The following is an 18271-nucleotide window of genomic DNA, read 5'->3' as shown; positions in this document are numbered from 1 at the left end:
ATGGAGCCACCGTGACCGAGCACGACCTCGATGTCCTCGACGAGATCCAGCGGCGGGTGCTCTGGCTCGCGACCCGGATCGTGGACGCCGCCAACCATGACCGGGCCACCGGCGACGGTGTGAAGGTCGGCGGCCACCAGGCGTCCAGCGCCTCCCTGGTCACGGCGATGACAGCGCTCTGGTTCGCGCACCTGGACGCCGAGGACCGGGTCGCCGTGAAGCCGCACGCGTCCCCGGTGTTCCACGCCATCCAGTACCTGCTCGGCAACCTGGACCGCTCCTACCTGCCCCGGCTGCGGGCCCGTGGCGGCCTCCAGTCGTACCCGTCGCGCACCAAGGACCCGGACGCTGTGGACTTCTCCACCGGTTCGGTCGGCCTGGGCGCGGCGGCGCCGCTCTTCGCCGCCGCCACCCGGCGGTACGTCGACGCGCACTTCGGGGCCCGCCCGCACTCCCGCTTCGTGGCGTTGATCGGCGACGCCGAGCTGGACGAGGGCAACATCTGGGAGGCGGTGGCCGATCCGGCGACCACCGGGCTGGGCAACGTCATGTGGCTCGTCGACTTCAATCGCCAGTCGCTGGACCGGGTGGTCCCCGGCATCCGGATCAACCAGTGGCGGGGCCAGTTCGAGGCGGCCGGCTGGCACGTCGTGGAGGTCAAGTACGGCCGCCGGCTCGCCGAGGCGTACGCCCGGCCGGGCGGCGAGGCGCTGCGCGACTGGATCGACGCGATGCCCAACGAGCAGTACCAGTCGCTGTTCGGGTTGGCCGGGCCGGTGCTGCGCAAACAGTTCCTGGACGGCGCTCCGGCCGGCATCGCCGAGCTGATCGCCGACGTCTCCGACGAGGAGCTGGGCCCGCTCGTCACCGACCTGGGCGGGCACGACCTTCAGGCGATGCTTGACGCGTACGCCCAGTGCGACGCGGTCACCGACCGGCCGAGCGTCGTCTTCGCGTACACCGTCAAGGGTTGGGGGTTGCCCATCGCCGGCAATCCGCGCAACCATTCCGCGCTGCTCAGCTCGGAGCAGGTGGACACGCTGCGCGCCGCGCAGGGGTTGACCGTCGAGACCGAGTGGGACCGCCTCGACCCGGCGTCACCCGCCGGGATCCAGGCCGGCGCCCGCCGGGAGGCGCTGTCCCGCGCGCCGCGCGAGCGTGCGCTGGGGGTCACCGTCCCGGAAAGCACCGGAGTACGCGCCAACAAGCCGATCTCCACGCAGGAGGTCTTCGGTCGGGTGCTGGTGGACCTGGCGCGGGACCGGGAGGTGGGCCGTTACCTGGTCACCACCGCCCCGGACGTGGCCACCTCCACCAACCTGGCCGGGTTCATCAACAAGACCGGGGTGTTCGCCCCCACCGAGCAGCGTTCCTGGACCGAGGACCGGATGCTGCGCTGGACGGAGAGCCCCGCTGGGCAGCACATCGAGCTGGGCATCTCGGAGATGAACCTGTTCCTGCTGCTCGGCCAGCTCGGGCTGTCCTGGGACCTGTCCGGGCAGCCGCTGCTGCCGGTGGGCACCGTCTACGACCCGTTCGTGCTGCGCGGCCTCGACGCGTTCCTGTACGGCACGTACTCCGGCTCCCGGTTCGTGGTGGCCGGCACCCCGTCCGGGATCACCCTCGCCCCGGAGGGCGGCGCCCACCAGTCCACGATCACCGCCTCGGTCGGCCTGGAGCTGCCCGGGGTGACCTTCATCGAGCCGGCGTACGCGGCCACCCTCGACTGGCTGCTCTGCGACGCGCTCGGTCAGATCGCCGGTGGGTCGGCCCCGGCCGCGACCGCCGCACCCGCCGAGGACGGCGCGTACTACTTCCGGTTGAGCACCCGACCGCTGGACCAGGCGCCGTTCGAGGCGGCCCGGGCCCGGCTCGGCGACGCGGTGCTGCGCCGGCAGGTAGTCGCCGGGGCGTACCGCCTGGTCGACGCGCACCAGGCGTACCCGCACCTCGTCGACGCCCCGGTGGTGCAGCTGGCCGCCTCCGGCGCGGTGCTGCCCGAGGTGCTGGCCGCCGCGGCGGAGTTGGCCGACGAGGGCATCGCCGCGCACGTGGTGGACGTGACCTCGCTGGACCGGCTCTACCGGGCCTGGCAGCGCACCCTTCGCCAGGGCGTACGGACGGCCACCGTGCCCAGCGTGCCGGGCGCGCTGCGGTCCGCGTTCGCGGACCGGGTGCCGGTGGTGAGCGTGCACGACGCCGCGTCGCACGCGATGGCCTGGCTCGGTTCGGCGGTCGGCGCACCGGCGGTGCCGCTCGGCGTGGACGAGTTCGGCCAGTCCGGCAGCGTCGCCGAGCTGTACGAGCTGCACGACCTGCTGCCCGGCAGCATCGTCAACGCCGCACTGGCCGCCATCGCACTGCGCTGACCCGTCGGCCGCCCGCCGGTCCGCCGGCGGGCGTCGACGTCGGCTCAGCCGGTCGGGGTGGGCGTCGGTGTGGCGGGGACACCGCCGCTCGGCGTGGGTGTGGGCGTGGCGGGGACACCGGCGGCAGGGTTCTCCACCAGGCGCCGTTCCAGGTTGACCTGGGCCTGCCCGGTGCCGCCGACGGTGATGGTGTCGTACGCCTGGAGCAGTTTCTGCTGGTCGAAGTAGAGCACGCTCATCGACAGCGGGGTGGGCTTCTCGCCCTCCAGGCCGCGCAGCCCGGCGCCGCCGGTGGAGCCCTCCACCATCAGCGTGGTGCGCTGCTGCCCGGGCGTCTCCGGCAGCTCGGAGACCTGCCGGGAGTGGGTGTGCCCGGCCAGCACCAGCGGGCAGGTGCCGGCGAGCGGCCCGGCCGACGCCGGGTCGTGCACGAGCGCGATGTTCACCGGTCGCGGTGAGCTGCGGACCGTCGCGGCGAGCTGGTTGCCGACACCGATCACCTGGTCGGCCACCTGCTGGGTCAACCCGCTGCCGGCCGGGGAGGTGTTCTTGTCCGGTGTGAAACGCGGGTCGCCGATGCCGGCGATGGTCAACCCGGCGACCGTAGTGGTCGTGTTGTTCAACACGATCGCGTTCGGCTGACGGGCCACCGCGGCGGCGGTCTTGCCGGAGTCGTGGTTGCCCCGGATGAAGACGTACGGCTTCTTCAACAGGCCGATCGAAGCGACGAAGGAGGCTTCCGGTTCGCTGCCCCAGTCGGTGATGTCCCCGGTGTCGATCACCACGTCGATGCCGAACTGCTCCACGACCGTCCGGATCAGCTGCCAGCCGGTCGGGTTGAGGTGCATGTCGGAGACGTGCAGCACCCGGGTGGTGCCCGGGGTCGGCTCCAACAGCGGAAGCGCCGAGACCGTGGTGTAGAGCTGGCTGACGTTGCCGACCAGGCGCTGCAACTGCTCGGCGTACTTGGTGTAGTCGTTGGCGATCCGGCGGGCGTCACCGACGATGGCCGGCGCGTTGACCAGCAGCCCCTCGTAGCGCGGTTCCTCGATTGCCTGCGGACGAAGGGTCGCCGCCGCCGTGCCGAGGCTGCCGGCGGTGACCAGCAGCGCCAACCCACCCGCCCAGGCGGTGCGCCGGACGTCGCGGAAGATCAGCCCGGCCAGGATCAACGTGACGAGCACCGACGCGCCGAGGGTACGCAGGCCGAGGCGCATCACACCGGAGCGGACGTCCTCCACGGCGCTCTGGCTGGCCCGGCTGATGCTGGCCGGGTCGTCGATCAACGCCTCGGTGCGCCCCTGGTCGAGGGCGCCCAGCCGGACGGTGAGATGGGTCGGCCCGTCGTGGCTGTCGAGCAGCAGCGCGCCGAGCGGCGGGATGTCGACGGTGGTGCCGCCGTCCCGGGCGGGGGAGATGCTGAGATTGGCCCGGAACGGGCCGATGTCCGTGCTCACCTGGCCACCGGCCAGCACCCCGAGCACCGCCCCGGCCAGGGCCACGGCGAGGACGGCGACGATCAGCCCGAGGCGGCGCAGCGGGCCGGCCGCGCCGACCCACCAACCCGTCGGGCGCGGCCGATCGGCACCGGTCACCGGGTCGTCCCGGTCATCGGCGTCGTCGTGCCGCTCGTCGCGTTGCCCGTCCATGCTGAAAGTCTGACCTGCCCGTCGGAAGATCTTGGCAAACCTGAACGGATGGTGACGCAATCAGCTGCGTCCGCCGTCACCACCCGCGAAGACCACCCGCAGGAGCCGGTCGTCGTCGCCCGCCGGGTCGCCCCGGCCGTCGTGGTTGGAGGTGCTCACCCAGAGCGACCCGTCCGGTGCCGCGGCGACCGCACGCAGCCGACCGTAGCGGTTGGTGAGCAGCTCACTGGGCTGACCGAGCAGGGTGCCGGTGTCGGTCAACTCCATCACCCAGAGGCGCTTGCCGCGCAGACAACCGGTGACCAGCAGCCGGTCCGTGGCGGCCAGACCGGAGCAGGACGCGTCCGACGTCGCCCACTGCGCGATCGGGTCGGTGAACCGCCTGTCGCCGGCCTGACCCTCGACCTCCGGCCACCCGTAGTTGCCGCCCTTGGTGATCTGGTTGATCTCGTCCCAGGTGTTCTGGCCGAACTCGACGGCGTACATCCGCTTCGCGGCGTCCCAGGCGAGACCCTGGACGTTGCGGTGCCCCATCGACCACACCGGGGAGTTGGGGTACGGGTTGCCGGCGGCGGGCTTGCCGTCCGGGGTGATCCGGAGGATCTTGCCGCCGAGGCTCTTCACGTCCTGCGAGAGGGGGCGCTGACCGGCGTCACCGGTGCTGACGTAGAGCTGCTTGTCCGGGCCGAAGCCCAGCCCACCACCGTTGTGCACATTGGCCTTGGGGATGCCGGTGAGGATCGGGGTGGGCTGCCCGCCGAGTTGCAGCCGGGCGACCCGGTTGTCCCGCTCGGCCGTGTAGTAGACGAACACCGTCCGGTCCCGGGCGTAGTCGGGGGAGACGGCGATGCCGAGCAGGCCACCCTCGCCCGCCGCCGCCACGTCGGTGATCGTCTGCACCGGGCGGACCCGCAGCCCGTCCGGCCCGGACTCCGGCCCGACCTGGAGGATCCGGCCGTTGTCCCGTTCGGTGACCAGCGCGCCGCCGTCCGGCAGGAAGGCTATCGCCCACGGCACCCGCAGACCCTTGGCGAGCACTGTGGCCACCGCCTGCTGGCCGGCGCCGCCAGGGCTCGCCGACGCGGACGGGGTCGGCAGGTTGGGCGGTTCGCCGGCCGGGTCGGGCTCCGGCTCACCGAAGCTGCAACCGGCGGTGAACAGCAGCGCCGCGCAGGACGCCGCGAGGGCCACCCGGAGGCGGTGGATGCGAGGGTACGGGGGACGGGCGTTCACCCGGCCCAGGGTAGCCCGCCGCGCGACCCGGCCGGGCCCGTCGAGATGCAACGGGTGCCGATGGACCCGCCCGATGATCCCCGGTGGACCACTCACCGAGCCCGTACGGCCAGCAGCGCGGTGTCGTCCTCACGGTGCCGGATCGAGGCGACGAGCAGATCGCACAGGTCGTCGAGGGGCAGCGTGTCGGTGCCGGACAGTCGGCCCGCCAACTCGGCCAGCCCCTCGTCGATCGAGCGGTCCCGTCGTTCGATCAGCCCGTCGGTGTAGAGCAGCAGGGTGTCGCCGGTGGCCAGGCTGGTCGAGTGGCTGCTCCGCGGCGACGGACGGGCCAGGCCGAGCAGCGGCTCCGGTATGCCTTGGAGGACCTCGACCGCCCCGCCGACGCGGACCACCAGGGCCGGCGGGTGCCCGGCGTTGGACCAGGTCATCTCGTGCACACCGGCGCGCTGCGGACAGATCCGGACCAGTGTCGCGGTGGCGGCGATCGGCAGCCGCAGGCCACGGATGGCGCCATCCAGGTTGCTCATCAGTGACCCGACCGCGTCCGGCCGGCCGAAGGCGTTGCCCCGCACCAAATTGCGTAGCTGGCCCATTGTCGCCGCCGCCTCGATGTCGTGCCCGGCGACGTCCCCGATCGCCGCGATCACGTCGCCGTCGGGCTGCGCGAAGGCGTCGTACCAGTCACCGCCCACCTCGACCCGGTCGGCCGCCGGCTGGTAGCGGGCCGCCAGCTCCAGCTCCGCCACCACCGGCAGTCGGGGCAGCATGCTGTGTTGCAGGACCTCGGCGACGTGCCGTTGCTCCCCGTACATGGAGCTGTTGCCGACGGCCTGGCCGGCCCGGCGGCCGATGTCGACAGCGGTGAGCAGGTCCCGGTCGTCGAACTGCTGACGTTGGCCGCCGTTGACGAGGGTGATCGCCCCCAGCACCGTGCCGCCGACGCCCCGCACCGGCACGCTCAGGTAGGAGGCGATGCCCAGCCGACTGGCGATGGAGGCCATCTCCGGGTTCGTGGTGCCCCTCGTGACGTCGGCCAGGGACGCCACGCTGCCGAGCCGGGGTTGGCCGGTCCGGAGCACCGCCCGGATGCTCGACTCTGAGCTCAGCCCGGTGCGCAGCAGATCGCCGAAGCGGTCGACGTCCGCAGCGCGGGCCGGGTCGCGGTGCACCGAGACCACCTCGCGGGGCAGGCCGGTCGGCCCGATCAGGGTAAGCAGGCACCAGTCGGCGAGCAGCGGCACCATGGTGGCGGCGAGCCGGCGCAGCGCGGTGCCCACGTCCAGGGTGCCGGCGAGGGTCTCACTCACCCCGGCCACAAGTTCCAGCCGCTCGTGCGCCTGCACCACCCGCCGTCGGGCCTCCTGCGCGCCGTCGAGCGCGATCCGCAGCCGCAGCTCCGACGAGCAGGCGGCGGCCAGGTCGGCCAGGGTCCGCAGCTGCGCGGCAGTCCAGGCGCGGGGCTTGCTGTCGATGGCGCAGAGCGAGCCGAGCACCCGGCCGGAGAGGTCGGTCAGCGGCATCCCGGCGTACGCGACCACGCCGAGGTCGTCGATGGCCAGGTTGTCCCGGACGCGGGGGTAGAGCCGGGCGTCCGGCAGCACCATCGGCACCTCGATGTCCACCACGTGCTGACAGAACGAGTGGCTCAGCGGGGTCTGCCGGCGCTCCGACCAGGGTTCCGGCAACCCGACCGCGCCGGGGAAGAACTGCCGGTCGGCGGAGACCAGGGAGACCAACGCGACCGGCACGTCCAGCAGGTCACTGACCAGCCGCGCGAACCGGTCGAACGCCTCGTCCGGGGCGGCGTCGAGCCCGGTGTCGGCGAGCGCGCGCAGCCGCTCCGGGTCGCCGAGCACCGAGGGTGGCGCGATCGAACGCCGGGCGGGGCCGGGGGAGCCGTCGGTCATCGAGCACCTGTCTGCCGGGGCGGAGGCCGACCGGCCCTCCGACCCTTCGTTATACCTCGTTCGGGTCGGAGTCGAACATCGGTGTGCTGAGTCTCGCCCGCCCCGACCCCGCGCGCCATCCCCCGGGACGCCGGTTCGCCGCCGTGCCTCCACCAGCCGCAGCGTCGGGGACTATCGTCGGCGGACGTGAAGGTATGGATTCCGCACCAGGCCGGCCTGAACCTCCTGGGCGAGCTGCCCGCGGACGTGACGGTGGAGGTCTTCGAGCAGACCGATCGGATGCCGTCCGAGGCGGCCGACGTCCGCTTCTGGGTGCCACCGTTCCTGGGTGGCTCGGACGCGACGGCGGTGCTGCGGGAGCTGCCGGACCTGGCGGTGGTGCAGTTGCTCTCCGCCGGGGCGGACGCCTGGGCCGGCCGGACGCCGCCGGCTGTCACGCTCTGCGATGCCCGGGGCGTGCACGACCCTTCCACCGCCGAGTGGGTCGTCACCGCGATCCTCACCCAGCTGCGGGCGTTCCCGGCGTTCGTCCGCGCGCAGGCCGAGCGGCGCTGGACGTTCGCGGAGAACACCCCGACCGACGAGCTGACCGGCAAGCGGGTGCTCATCATCGGCGCCGGCTCGATCGGCGCCGCGGTGCGCGACCGGCTCACCCCGTTCGACGTGAGCTTCACACTGGTCGCCAGGACGGCCCGCCCGGAGCAGGGAGTGCACGCCGTCGAGGAGCTGCCCCGACTGCTGCCCGACGCGGACGTCGTGGTGGTGCTGGTGCCGCTCACCGACCAGACCCGCGGCCTGATCGACAAGGCGTTCCTGGCCGCGATGCCGGACGGGTCGCTGCTGGTCAACGCCGCCCGGGGCCCGGTGGCGCACACCGAGGCGCTCGTCGCCGAGCTGGGCACCGGTCGGATCATGGCGGCGTTGGACGTCACCGACCCGGAGCCGCTGCCCGCCGACTCGCCGCTCTGGGTCATGCCGAACGTGCTGCTCACCCCGCACGTGGGTGGGTCGGTGCGCGGGTTGTTGCCACGGGCCTACCGACTGGTGGGCGACCAGGTACGCCGCTTCGCCGCCGGGCAACCGCTGATCAACAGGGTGGTCGACGGCTACTGACCGGGAGTCTCCGCCGGAGCGTCCGGCAGCGGCTGGCCGGTCGCCGCGACCAGTCGGGGCAGATCCGCCCCACGGACGGCCGGCAGGGTGACCTGGCGGCCGTCGTCGAGCCGGGCCACCGCGCGCCCGCGCTGGTCGGTGGTCAGCTCGAGGACCTGGTCCCAGTCGATCCGACGGTGCCCGACCAGCGCCCTGATGCGCAGCTCCCGCGCGTCGGCGTCGGTGCCGGCCCGCCAGGCCCACACCGCGACGGCGAGCGGGACGAGCAGCACCGGCAGCAGGTAGTCCCGGGCGTTGGCCAGCGGCAGGGCGCCGACGAAGGCGATGATCGCGGCCACCAGGATGGCTTGGTTGTACCGGAAGCGGACCGTGTCGGGCTTACTCACCCTCCGATGATCCCACTTCGGGATGTTTCGGCTCGCGGCGGGCGGTGCCGGCAGCGTGCGGTACGCCGTACAGTGACACAGGTCGTTGTCTCCCCTGAGTGACCGGCAAGTAACCAATTCGGCCGTCCATCGTTGCCAATCGTGGGTAGCGGACTCGCAACGTCCGATGTCCCGCACCGCCGCACCGCCCCCGTGCCCCCTCACGAAGGCGACCGCCGTGCTCCTCGCGTACCCGTTCCGCGTTCTCGTCCCCCGCCGTGCGGCGCCGGAGGCCGCCACGTCCGTGGCGGTGGCGCTGCTCCTCCTCGCCGGTTCCGTCGACCTGGTTCCACCCTCGGTGGTGATCGCGTTGGCCGCCGGTGCCGGCGCCACGCTCGCCGGGCTGCGACTGTCCCGGCTGGCCTCCCGACGCGGCACCGATCCGACGCCGCGTGCGGCGGGGGTGCTCCTCGACGCGGCGGTGGTGGCGGCCGGTCTCACCGCTGTCGTGTTGCCAGTGGCCGGCATCGGGCACACCCTCGCCGTGCTGATCGGTTCGCTGGTCGTGGCGGCCCTCTCGACGGCCGGTCTGTACCGGCTCCCCGGCCGGTCCCGGGCGGCGGCCTCGGTCCGGTTGCGGTGGCTGGTCGAGTCGACCGGCCCGGCCGTCGGTCTGGCCCTCGCCGGCTGGTTGCTGCTGCCCCCCGTCGGCCTGCCGGCCCCGGTTCGGCTGGTCGCCGCGTTGACGCTCGGCGGGTTGGGCGTGGCCGCGTTGAACGCGTTCGCGGGGCCACGGCGGCGCTCGGGCACGGCGGTCTGCCGGGGCGGCGTTTTGCTCACGGTGGGCGGGCTGGTGCTGCTGGCCGCATTGCCGTCCGCGCCGGCCGGCCGGGTGGCCCTGCTGGCCGTACCCCCGTTGGTGTTCGGGATGTTGCTCGTCGCGGTTGGCGCGGCGGATGCGGCGGACGACGCGGAGTCGGTGGAGCCGGTCGCCGCGGCCTGGCCCCGGTCGGTGCTTCCCGCGGCGGTGCTGCTGCTGGCATCGGGTCTGCACCTGGGCGCCGGCCGCGCACCGGACCGGACGAGCGTGCTGTTGGCCCTGGCGGCGGTGCCGCCCCTGGTGCTGCGCGAGCTGCTGCGCGCCGGTGACGCGTCCACGTCCGTTCGGCGGGCCGCTCATCGGCGACCGGCCGGCCGTTCGCTGCGGCACCGCCGTGCGGCCCCCGGACGCTGGCCGGGCACGCCGGAGCAGCCGCCCGAGCGAGCCCTCGGCGTCCCGGAGGGTGCGGCGACCGCTACGGGTGCCGGCTCGACCTGGTCGCCTGATCACAGTTCCGCGTGGTCGGGGCTCGACCGGCGACCCGCGGCGGCGAGCGGCACCCCCGGCGACCGGGCCGCCCTGCTGGACGCCCTGGCCGCGATCGGCGACGTCCCGGCGCCGGCCGGCGCGCTGCTGCTGGTGGACCTGCACGGCACCGAGGGTTTCGGCCCGACGGCCCGGGAGGACGTGCTGGCCGAGGCGGTGCACAGGGCCCGCGCCGTCATCGCCCCCGACGATCTGGTCACCGGGTGCACGGGTACCGGCTTCGCGGTGGTCACCGCCGCCGGCCCGGTGCTGGCGTACGCGCTGGGCACCCGACTGTTGAGCGCGCTCGGCCCGCCCTACCGGCTGGCCGGCGCGATGCTGCGCGTGCAGACGAGCATCGGGTTGGCCGAGGTGAGCGGCGCCGGGCCGGCGGACGTGCTCCGGCAGGCCGAGCTGGCCCGACGACGGGCCGTGCAGTTGGGCCGGGACCGGGTGGAGTGGTACGACGCGTTCCTGGAGGAACAGCTGGTGCGCCGGCTCGACCTGGAGCGCGAGCTGCCCGGTGCGGTGGCGCGCGGCGAGCTGGACCTCGTCTACCAGCCGGTGGTCGACCTGGCAGACGGGCAGCCGGTCGGTGCCGAGGCGCTGCTGCGGTGGCGCAGCCCGGTGCTCGGCACTGTGCTCCCGGCCGAGTTGCTGCCGGTCGCCGAGGACCTGGACCTGGTCGGCGAGTTGGAGTGGTGGGTGCTGGACCGGGCCTGCCGGCAGTTGTCCAACTGGTCGGTGGGCGTCCGGGAGCTGTGGATGGCGGTCAACGTCACGACCCGGGAGCTGACCACCCCCGACTTCGTCCAGCGGCTCGCGGCAGTGCTGGCCGCGTACGGGGTGCCGCCGGAGCGACTGGTGGTGGAGGTGAGCGAGCCGAGGGTCGCCGGCGATCTGTCGACAGTGGTGGCTCGGCTGGCCGGGCTGCGGTCGTTGGGCGTACGCACCGCGTTGGACGACTTCCGGGCCGAGCATGCCTCGCTGGCCCAGCTTCGCCGCCTGCCGATCGACCTGCTCAAGGTGGGCCCGGAGTTGGTGGGCGCCCGGCCGGACGGGCAACCGCCGCTGATCGACGTGGTGGTCAACGTGGGCGAGCGGTTGGGCGTCGAGATCGTCGCCGAGGAGTTGGAGTCGTCGACCCAGGTCGAGGGGGCGCGCCGGGGTGGTTGCCGGTACGGGCAGGGGTTCGCGTTGGCCCGGCCGGCGACGGCCGAGCGGGTCGAGGCGTACTTCGAGGAGTTTCCCTCAGCGTCTCGCTGAACCGGTTCATCTCCCCCGGGGCGGTGCGGTGCTGCCGCGCGGCGTGAGGTGGGGTGTCTCGTCCTGTACCCGCCCCGCCGGTTGCCCGGCGACGACGGCGAGCAGTTGCCGGGCGGCGTGCGCGCCGTACGCCGGGATGTCCCGGCCCAGCGCGGTCAGCGGCGGGTGGACCAGCCGGCACAGCGGCGAGTCGTCCCAGGCCACGATGGACAGATCGCCGGGCACTGTCAGGCCCATCTCCTGGGCGACGGAGAGCCCGGCGATGGCCATCACGTCGTTGTCGTAGATGACAGCTGTGGGCCGGCTGGCCGAACTGAGCAACCGGCGGGTGGCCCGGCCGCCCTCCTCGCCGGTGTAGTCGGACCAGACGGTGGCCGCGTCGACCAGGCCGAGCCGCTGGCAGACCGCAGAGAAGGCGTCGGTGCGGATCTCGGTGTGCCGCAGGTCGGGCAGGCCGGCGACCCGGGCGATCCGCCGGTGCCCGAGCGCGACCAGGTACTCCACCGTCTCGGTCAGCGCGGCGGCGTCGTCGGACCAGAGACTCGCCAGCTCACCGGTGCCGCCGGGGCCGCCGATCACCACCGCCGGCAGTTGCAGCTGTTCGAGTGCGGGGATGCGACGGTCGTCGGTACGCAGGTCGCAGACGAGCACCCCGTCCACCCGTCGTTCGCCCCACCAACGCCGGTAGACAGCGATCTCGGCGTCCGGGTCGGCCACCACCTGGAGGGTCAGCGCGTACGAACGGGCGGAGAGTTCGGCCTCGACGCCACTGATCAGCGCCATGAAGAACGGCTCGACGCCGAGGGTCCGCGCCGGTCGGCACAGGGCCAGGCCGATCGCCCCGGCGGTGGCGGCCGAGAGGGCGCGGGCGGCGCTGCTGCGGCTGAAACCGATCTCCGTGGCGATGGCGAGGATTCGCTGCCGGGTGGCCTCGGAGACGCCGGGCTGCCCGTTCAGCGCGTACGACACGGCGCCCTTTGACACCCCGGCGCGTTGGGCGACGTCGGCGATGGTCGGCCGCTTCACCGGCGTGCTCCTTCGCTCTCTGGCCGTTGACAGCCCGGATTCCGGACCGTACGGTTTCTCAGCTTATCCGGTTCAGTACGGCATCTTTCGATGCGGGAAGGTGCGGGTGAAATCGTGAGCCGACAGGCACTCTACGACGGTTGGACAGTGCGAGCGGTCCCCGGAGCGCAGGTGCCCGAGGAGGTCGCCGGTCGGTCCGTGCCGGCGACAGTGCCAGGCTGCGTGCACACCGATCTGCTCGACGCCGGGCTGATCGGAGACCCGTACCTCGACGACAACGAGCGGGCGGTGGCCTGGATCGGGCGCACCGACTGGCTTTATCAGACCACGTTCGTCCACCGGTCGGGCGACGACGAGCGCGTCGACCTGGTCTGCGCCGGCCTGGACACCGTCGCCACGCTCACAGTCAACGGCGTGGAGGTCGGCCGCACCGCGAACATGCACCGCGGCTACCGGTTCGACGTCCGACCGCTGCTGCGCGACGGGAACAACGACCTGGTCGTCACGTTCGAGTCCGCGTACCGCTACGCCGAGGCACAGCAGGAACGGCTCGGCGACCGGCCGAACGCCTACCCGGAGCCGTTCCACTTCATCCGCAAGATGGCCTGCAACTTCGGCTGGGACTGGGGGCCGACACTGGTCACCGCCGGCATCTGGCAGGAGATCGGCCTGCACGCCTGGTCGACCGCTCGACTGGCCACCGTCCGTCCACTGGTCACCATGGACGGTCGCGACGGCCGGGTCGAGGTGCACGTCGAGGTCGAGCGGGTAGCGGACGTCCCGCTGACCGTCCGCGCCGCCGTGGCCGGCGTCCGCGCCGAGGTGGTCGTCCCGGCCGGGCAGCGCACTGCCGTGCTGACCCTCACCGTCCGCGAGCCCGCGCTGTGGTGGCCCCGAGGGTACGGCGAGCAGGCCCGCCACCCGATCGAGGTGACACTGCACGCACCGGACGGCGACGCCCTGGACAACTGGTCGCACCGGATCGGCTTCCGCTCCGTACGGCTGGACACCACACCCGACGAGCACGGCACCCCGTTCGCGTTGTCGGTCAACGAGGTCCCGGTCTTCGTCCGCGGGGTCAACTGGATCCCTGACGACGCGTTCCCCACCCGGATCACCCGGGAGCGACTGGCCGAGCGGTTCGACCAGGCGGTCGCTGCCAACGTCAACCTGCTGCGGGTCTGGGGCGGAGGCCGGTACGAGTCGGCGGATTTCTACGATCTCGCCGACGAGCGCGGGCTCCTCGTCCAGCAGGACTTCCTCTTCGCCTGCGCCGCGTACCCGGAGGAGGAGCCGTTCGGCAGCGAGGTGGCCGCCGAGGCCGCCGAGCAGGTGACCCGACTCGCGCCGTACCCGTCTCTGGTGCTCTGGACCGGCAACAACGAGAACATCTGGGGCTGGCACGACTGGGACTGGCAGCAGGCCCTCGCCGGGCGCACCTGGGGGCGCGGCTACTACCTAGACGTGCTGCCCCGGATCGTCGGCGAGCTGGACCCGACCCGCCCGTACTGGCCGGGCAGCCCCTGGTCGGGCACCGAGGCGATCCACCCCAACGACCCGGCGCACGGCACCACCCACATCTGGGACGTGTGGAACACCGACGACTACACCAAATACCGGGAGTACGTCCCGCGCTTCGTTGCCGAGTTCGGCTACCAGGCGCCACCGGCGTACGCGACGCTGCGCCGGGCGTTGAGCGACGAACCCCTGGCGCACGACTCACCGGGCATGGCGCACCACCAGAAGGCGGCCGGCGGTGACGCCAAGCTCCAGCGGGGCCTCGACGCGCACCTGCCCGCCCCGGCAGACTTCGACGACTGGCACTACCTGACGCAGCTCAACCAGGCCCGGGCGATCCAGCTCGGGGTGGAGCACTTCCGCTCCCACCGGGACGTCTGCGCGGGCACCATCGTCTGGCAGCTCAACGACTGCTGGCCGGTAACCTCCTGGTCGGCTGTCGACGGCGACGGCCGCCGCAAACCCCTGTGGTACGCGTTGCGCCACGCGTACGCCGACCGGCTGCTCACAGTGCAACCGCGCGACGGCGGCCTGGCCCTGGTCGCTGTCAACGAGACCGCCGAGGCGTGGGCCGTACCGGCCGCGGTCACCCGGTTCACGCTCACCGGGGAGCCGAGGGCGAAGACCTCGGTCGACCTCGACGTCCCGGCGTACTCCTCGGTGGTGCTGGCGCTGCCGGCGGACCTGGCGCGGCCGGAGGATGCCCGGCGCGAGTTGCTGGTCGCGGAGGCCGACGGCACCGCGGAGCGCGCCCTGTGGTTCTTCGCCGAGGACCGGGAGGTGGACTGGCCGGCGGCGGCCTGGGACGCGACTGTCGAGCCGGTCGACGGTGGGCAGCGGGTGCGGGTCACGGCCCGCACGGCGCTGCGCGATCTGACGCTCTTCCCGGACCGCCTCGACGGCTCCGCCACCGTGGACACGGCCCTGGTCACGCTGCTGCCCGGCGAGTCGACGACGTTCACGCTGCGGTCTTCTGGTCCGCTGGACACCGCTGCGCTGACCGCTCGGCCGGTGCTGCGCTGCGTCAACGACATTCAGCGAAGCTAGGCCGCTACCGGACGCCGCGTCCGACCGCTGACACTGTCGAGAGGGTGATGCCCCACAGTCATCACGATGACTGTGGGGCATCACCCTCAATGCCATCCAAGCGGCGCGCTGCCCGGGAGCTACTCCTCTGGCTGGCTGCCGACCTCAGGGCTTCCGGGTCAGGCGCGGGCGGCGGCGAGCACCTGGCCGACCAGGGCGCCCGAGGTGCCCGAACGCTCGTACTCGGGCCGGTTCAGGCTGCCACCCATCAGCGGCGCGGGGTTGCGGTGCACGGCAGGGCTGTCCGAGCTGACCAGGGCCGCGAAGTGGTACTCGTCGGCGCCGGTCGCCTCGACGATCCGGGCGATGTTGCGCGGGGTGATGCCACCGCCCGGCATGATGACGATCCGGCCGGCGGCTCGGCGCACCAGGTCGGCGATGAGCGGAGCTCCCTCCAGCACGCTGACCTCCTGACCCGAGGTGAGCACCCGGTGCACGCCCAGCTCGATCAGCTGCTCCAGCGCCGCGTGCGGGTCGCGGGTCATGTCGAACGCCCGGTGGAAGGTGATGCTGGCGTCGCCCGCGGCGGCGATCAGCCGGCGGGTGGTCGGCACGTCGACGTCACCCTCGGCGGTCAACGCGCCGATCACGATGCCGTGCGCGCCGGCCGCCACCGCGGCCCGGACGTCCCGCTCCATGGCCTCGATCTCGAACGGCGAGTAGATGAAGTCGCCGGCCCGGGGACGGACGATCACGTGTACCCGGATCCGGCTGACCGCGCGCAGAGTCGTCTCGATGGTGCCCAGGCTGGGGGTCAGCCCGCCGTCGAAGAGCGCGGAGCACAACTCCACCCGGTCGGCGCCGGCCTCCTCGGCGGCGACCGCTCCCTCGACGCTGTCGATGCAGATCTCGAATGTGTTCATGATTCTTCCTTTTCCGTGCGAGGCGATGCCGCTTCGGTCCGAGACGATGCTGTGGTCCAGTCGATGACGGCCGTGACGGCACCAACGGGTACGCCGCCGCCGAGCACCGGCACCTGGCGCAGCGCGTCGGCCCCACCCACCGGTACGCCCACGGCGTCGAGGGCGGCGAGGGCGATGGCGGTGGTGGCTCGGGGCGAACCGTCGATCGCCTTCACCGCCACCGCGTGACCGTCCGGTGCGGCCACCGCGAGAACGCCTTCGGCCCCGCCCTTGGCGAGGAAGCCGGGCAGCGCCCGCATCAGGTCGGTGTTCGGGTGCCTGTTCCAGCCGCCGACGTACTCCGGGTGCTGGCGCATGGCCTGCGCGACCAGCGCCTCGTCGCTGCCGGCGGGCGCGGTGACCAACGCCTGGAAGGTGCGGGCCAGGCCGGTCAGCGACAGGCCGAACAGCGGTGCACCGCAGCCGTCGACAGCGTGGTGCGCGATCGGCGTGCCGGCCAGCCGGGCGACGGCGGCGGCGGTTTCCCGCTGGAGCGGGTGGTCGGGGTCGAGGTAGTCGTGGGTGCTCCAGGACCGGGCGACGCAGGCGACCAGCATCGCGGCGTGCTTGCCGGAGCAGTTCATCCGGATCCGGTCGCGCTGTCCGTCGGCGCGGATCAGCCGGTCCCGGGTCGGTTCGTCCTCCGGCCAGTCCTCCGGGCAGCCGAGCGCGTTCTCGGTCAGGCCGGCCCCGGCCAGCATCGCCCGCACCACCTCGACGTGCCGATCGTCGCCGGTGTGGCTGCCGGCGGCGAGGGCCAGCGCCGGGCCGGTCAGCTCGTCGCCCGCCGCGATCCGGCAGGCCAGTGCCTGCACCGGCTTGAGGGTGGAGCGGGGCAGCACCGGCTCGTCGGGTACGCCGGCCGCGAGGGCGACGGTCCCGTCCGGGGCGAGCACCACGACACTGCCGTAGTGCCGGCTCTCCACGAAGCCGTTGCGCACGACCCGGGCCAGCTCGGCGTAGCGGAAGATGGTCACCGGGGGGTGTTCCCTTCGAGAAGTGGCGGGGGCAGTTCGGCGGTCCGCCGTCCGCGCCGTCCGCCGAAGCGGCCGTTGCGGGCCTGGAGGACGCGGGCGAACTTCGACAGCGACGCGTTGACCACCAGGTAGATCAGCGCCACCACCAGGAACGTCTGGATCAACAGATGGGTGTACGAGGAGAGCACCTGCCCGCTGTAGAGCAGCTCGGTGTAGCTGACCACGAAGCCGAGCGAGGTGTCCTTGAGCAGCCCGACCAGTTGGCTGACCAGGGACGGGGCGAGTTGCAGCAGCGCCTGCGGCAGGACCACCAGCGCCATCACCTGCCCGCGGCGCAGCCCGACCGCGAGCCCGGCCTCGGTCTGCCCACGGTCCAGCGCCAGGATGCCGGACCGGAAGATCTCCGCGAACGCCGCCGAGTTGGAGACCACCAGCGGCACCACGAGCTTCCAGAACAGCGGGAAGTTCAGCCCGTACTGCGGCAGCGCGAACAGCGTCACGTAGATCAGCAGCAGGGTGGGTACGGTCCGGAAGATCTCCACGTACGCGCCGGCAAGCCAGCGCAGCGGTCGGTGCGTCGACAGCCGGCCGAGCGCCAGGAGCAGCCCGAGCGCGGCGCTGAGCACTGCGGTCGCGGCGGCGGCGCGCAGCGTGGCCCAGAGGCCGTTGAGCAGGTACCGCCAGATGGGCCAGGTGGTGAACGGCTCCCACCGGGCGGCGGCCAACTCGCCGTGGCTGGCGAACTGGTGGACGGCCGCGACCACTGCGCCGGCCAGGAGGACGGCGCCCAGCACTGTGGCGATCCGGATTCGCCGTTGGGCGCGCGGACCGGGCTCGTCGAAGAGGATCTGTTGCGTTTTGTTCATCGGACGATCGCCAGCCTTCGTTCGAGCAGGCCGGTGACCTGACCGATGATCAGCGCCAGCAGCATGTAGGCGAGGCCCGCGCCGGTGAAGACGGCGATCGGTTGAGCCTCGACCAGGTTCACGGTGTTGGCCGCCTGGGTCAGCTCGACCACGCCGACGGCGGCGGCCAGCGACGTGTTCATCAGCAGCGCGATGCAGATGTTGCCGATCGGCTGGATCACCGCCCGGAGTCCCTGCGGCAGGATCACGTGCCGCAGGGACTGGCCGAAGGTGAGCCCGATGGCTCGGGCTGCCTCAGCCTGGCCCACACCGACAGTGTTGATCCCGGCGCGGATCGCCTCGGCCAGGTACGCCCCCTCGTACACCGCGATGACTATCGCGGCGGAGGTGAACAGCGGGAACGTGATGCCGATGGTCGGCAGCGCGAACACGAAGAGCACCAGTAGCGCCAGCAGCGGCAGGTTCTGGAACACCTCCACGTACGCGGTGCCGATGGCGCGTAGCAGCGGGACGGGGGCGATGCGCAGGGTGGCCACGACGATGCCCAGCAGCATCGCGCCGACGGTGGTCACGACTGTCAGTTCGACAGTCGTGACCAGGCCGTGGCCAAGCTCGCTCAGGTGGGCGGTGAGGGCTTCCATCGGTA

13 protein-coding genes are annotated in these 18271 nt (G+C 72.8%); 4 read left to right on the top strand and 9 right to left on the bottom strand.

Features of this window, described 5'->3' with window-relative positions; translation table 11 throughout:
• Positions 1-11: 11 nt before the first annotated feature.
• Positions 12-2369 (top strand): transketolase-like TK C-terminal-containing protein, encoded by a 2358-nt coding sequence (locus tag OG598_RS20565; protein ID WP_328650644.1) that lies wholly within the window; start codon positions 12-14, stop codon positions 2367-2369.
• 44 nt (positions 2370-2413) lie between these two features.
• Here the strand turns inward: OG598_RS20565 and OG598_RS20560 are convergent, their stop codons facing one another.
• From OG598_RS20560 to OG598_RS20550, 3 genes are all read right to left on the bottom strand, one after another.
• Positions 2414-4018 (bottom strand): metallophosphoesterase, encoded by a 1605-nt coding sequence (locus tag OG598_RS20560; protein WP_328650643.1) that lies wholly within the window; start codon positions 4016-4018, stop codon positions 2414-2416.
• A gap of 60 nt (positions 4019-4078) precedes the next feature.
• Entirely contained in the window at positions 4079-5251 is a 1173-nt protein-coding gene (locus OG598_RS20555; protein ID WP_328650642.1) for a PQQ-dependent sugar dehydrogenase, read from the bottom strand.
• A 92-nt stretch (positions 5252-5343) separates the two neighbouring features.
• A complete protein-coding gene (locus OG598_RS20550) occupies positions 5344-7161 on the bottom strand; it encodes a GAF domain-containing SpoIIE family protein phosphatase (RefSeq protein WP_328650641.1) in 1818 nt (605 codons plus the stop codon).
• Positions 7162-7347: 186 nt separating this feature from the next.
• On the opposite strand from OG598_RS20550, the gene OG598_RS20545 reads away from it, so the two are divergent.
• Positions 7348-8274, top strand: a complete 927-nt coding sequence (locus tag OG598_RS20545) for a 2-hydroxyacid dehydrogenase (RefSeq protein ID WP_328650640.1) — start codon at positions 7348-7350, stop codon at positions 8272-8274.
• On the opposite strand, the gene OG598_RS20540 is transcribed toward OG598_RS20545, so the two are convergent.
• On the bottom strand, positions 8268-8660 hold the full coding sequence (locus tag OG598_RS20540) for a PH domain-containing protein (RefSeq protein WP_328650639.1): 393 nt from the start codon (positions 8658-8660) through the stop codon (positions 8268-8270). The two genes, OG598_RS20545 and OG598_RS20540, sit on opposite strands and share 7 nt — an antisense overlap.
• A gap of 217 nt (positions 8661-8877) precedes the next feature.
• Here OG598_RS20540 and OG598_RS20535 point away from each other — a divergent pair, with 217 nt between their 5' ends.
• Positions 8878-11250 carry a GGDEF domain-containing phosphodiesterase gene (locus tag OG598_RS20535; protein ID WP_328650638.1) on the top strand — a complete coding sequence of 791 codons (2373 nt, stop codon included), beginning with the start codon at positions 8878-8880 and terminating at the stop codon, positions 11248-11250.
• 6 nt (positions 11251-11256) lie between these two features.
• Here the strand turns inward: OG598_RS20535 and OG598_RS20530 are convergent, their stop codons facing one another.
• On the bottom strand, positions 11257-12276 hold the full coding sequence (locus tag OG598_RS20530) for a LacI family DNA-binding transcriptional regulator (RefSeq protein ID WP_328650637.1): 1020 nt from the start codon (positions 12274-12276) through the stop codon (positions 11257-11259).
• Between the two features lie 90 nt (positions 12277-12366).
• Between OG598_RS20530 and OG598_RS20525 the strand changes: the two genes are divergently transcribed.
• Positions 12367-14841: a glycoside hydrolase family 2 protein gene (locus OG598_RS20525; protein WP_328650636.1), complete on the top strand. Its 2475-nt coding sequence runs from the start codon at positions 12367-12369 to the stop codon at positions 14839-14841.
• A gap of 158 nt (positions 14842-14999) precedes the next feature.
• Here OG598_RS20525 and OG598_RS20520 read toward each other — a convergent pair whose 3' ends face one another.
• The 4 genes from OG598_RS20520 to OG598_RS20505 are packed head-to-tail and all read right to left on the bottom strand — an operon-like array spanning position 15000 to position 18266.
• The gene (locus tag OG598_RS20520) at positions 15000-15743 is read right to left on the bottom strand and encodes a copper homeostasis protein CutC (RefSeq protein ID WP_196921448.1); all 744 of its coding nucleotides are present in this window, start codon (positions 15741-15743) and stop codon (positions 15000-15002) included.
• On the bottom strand, positions 15740-16759 hold the full coding sequence (locus OG598_RS20515; protein WP_328650635.1) for an asparaginase: 1020 nt from the start codon (positions 16757-16759) through the stop codon (positions 15740-15742). The genes OG598_RS20520 and OG598_RS20515 overlap by 4 nt, the downstream gene beginning before the upstream one ends.
• Positions 16756-17625, bottom strand: a complete 870-nt coding sequence (locus OG598_RS20510; protein WP_328650634.1) for an amino acid ABC transporter permease — start codon at positions 17623-17625, stop codon at positions 16756-16758. Before OG598_RS20510 ends, OG598_RS20515 begins: the two co-directional genes overlap by 4 nt.
• The gene (locus OG598_RS20505) at positions 17622-18266 is read right to left on the bottom strand and encodes an amino acid ABC transporter permease (protein WP_112582064.1); all 645 of its coding nucleotides are present in this window, start codon (positions 18264-18266) and stop codon (positions 17622-17624) included. Before OG598_RS20505 ends, OG598_RS20510 begins: the two co-directional genes overlap by 4 nt.
• Positions 18267-18271 lie beyond the last annotated feature (5 nt).

This window comes from Micromonospora sp. NBC_00330, from assembly GCF_036136635.1.
Taxonomy (GTDB): Bacteria; Actinomycetota; Actinomycetes; order Mycobacteriales; family Micromonosporaceae; genus Micromonospora; species Micromonospora salmantinae.
This window is presented reverse-complemented; position numbering and strand designations above follow the sequence as displayed.

What these genes read in the sequence shown, in the direction of transcription:
- OG598_RS20560 (WP_328650643.1), bottom strand. Translation starts at nt 4,018, where the DNA reads ATGGACGGGCAACGCGACGAGCGGCACGACGACGCCGATGACCGGGAC.
- OG598_RS20550 (WP_328650641.1), bottom strand. Translation starts at nt 7,161, where the DNA reads ATGACCGACGGCTCCCCCGGCCCCGCCCGGCGTTCGATCGCGCCACCC.
- OG598_RS20525 (WP_328650636.1), top strand. Translation starts at nt 12,367, where the DNA reads ATGCGGGAAGGTGCGGGTGAAATCGTGAGCCGACAGGCACTCTACGAC.
- OG598_RS20520 (WP_196921448.1), bottom strand. Translation starts at nt 15,743, where the DNA reads ATGAACACATTCGAGATCTGCATCGACAGCGTCGAGGGAGCGGTCGCC.
- OG598_RS20510 (WP_328650634.1), bottom strand. Translation starts at nt 17,625, where the DNA reads ATGAACAAAACGCAACAGATCCTCTTCGACGAGCCCGGTCCGCGCGCC.
- OG598_RS20505 (WP_112582064.1), bottom strand. Translation starts at nt 18,266, where the DNA reads ATGGAAGCCCTCACCGCCCACCTGAGCGAGCTTGGCCACGGCCTGGTC.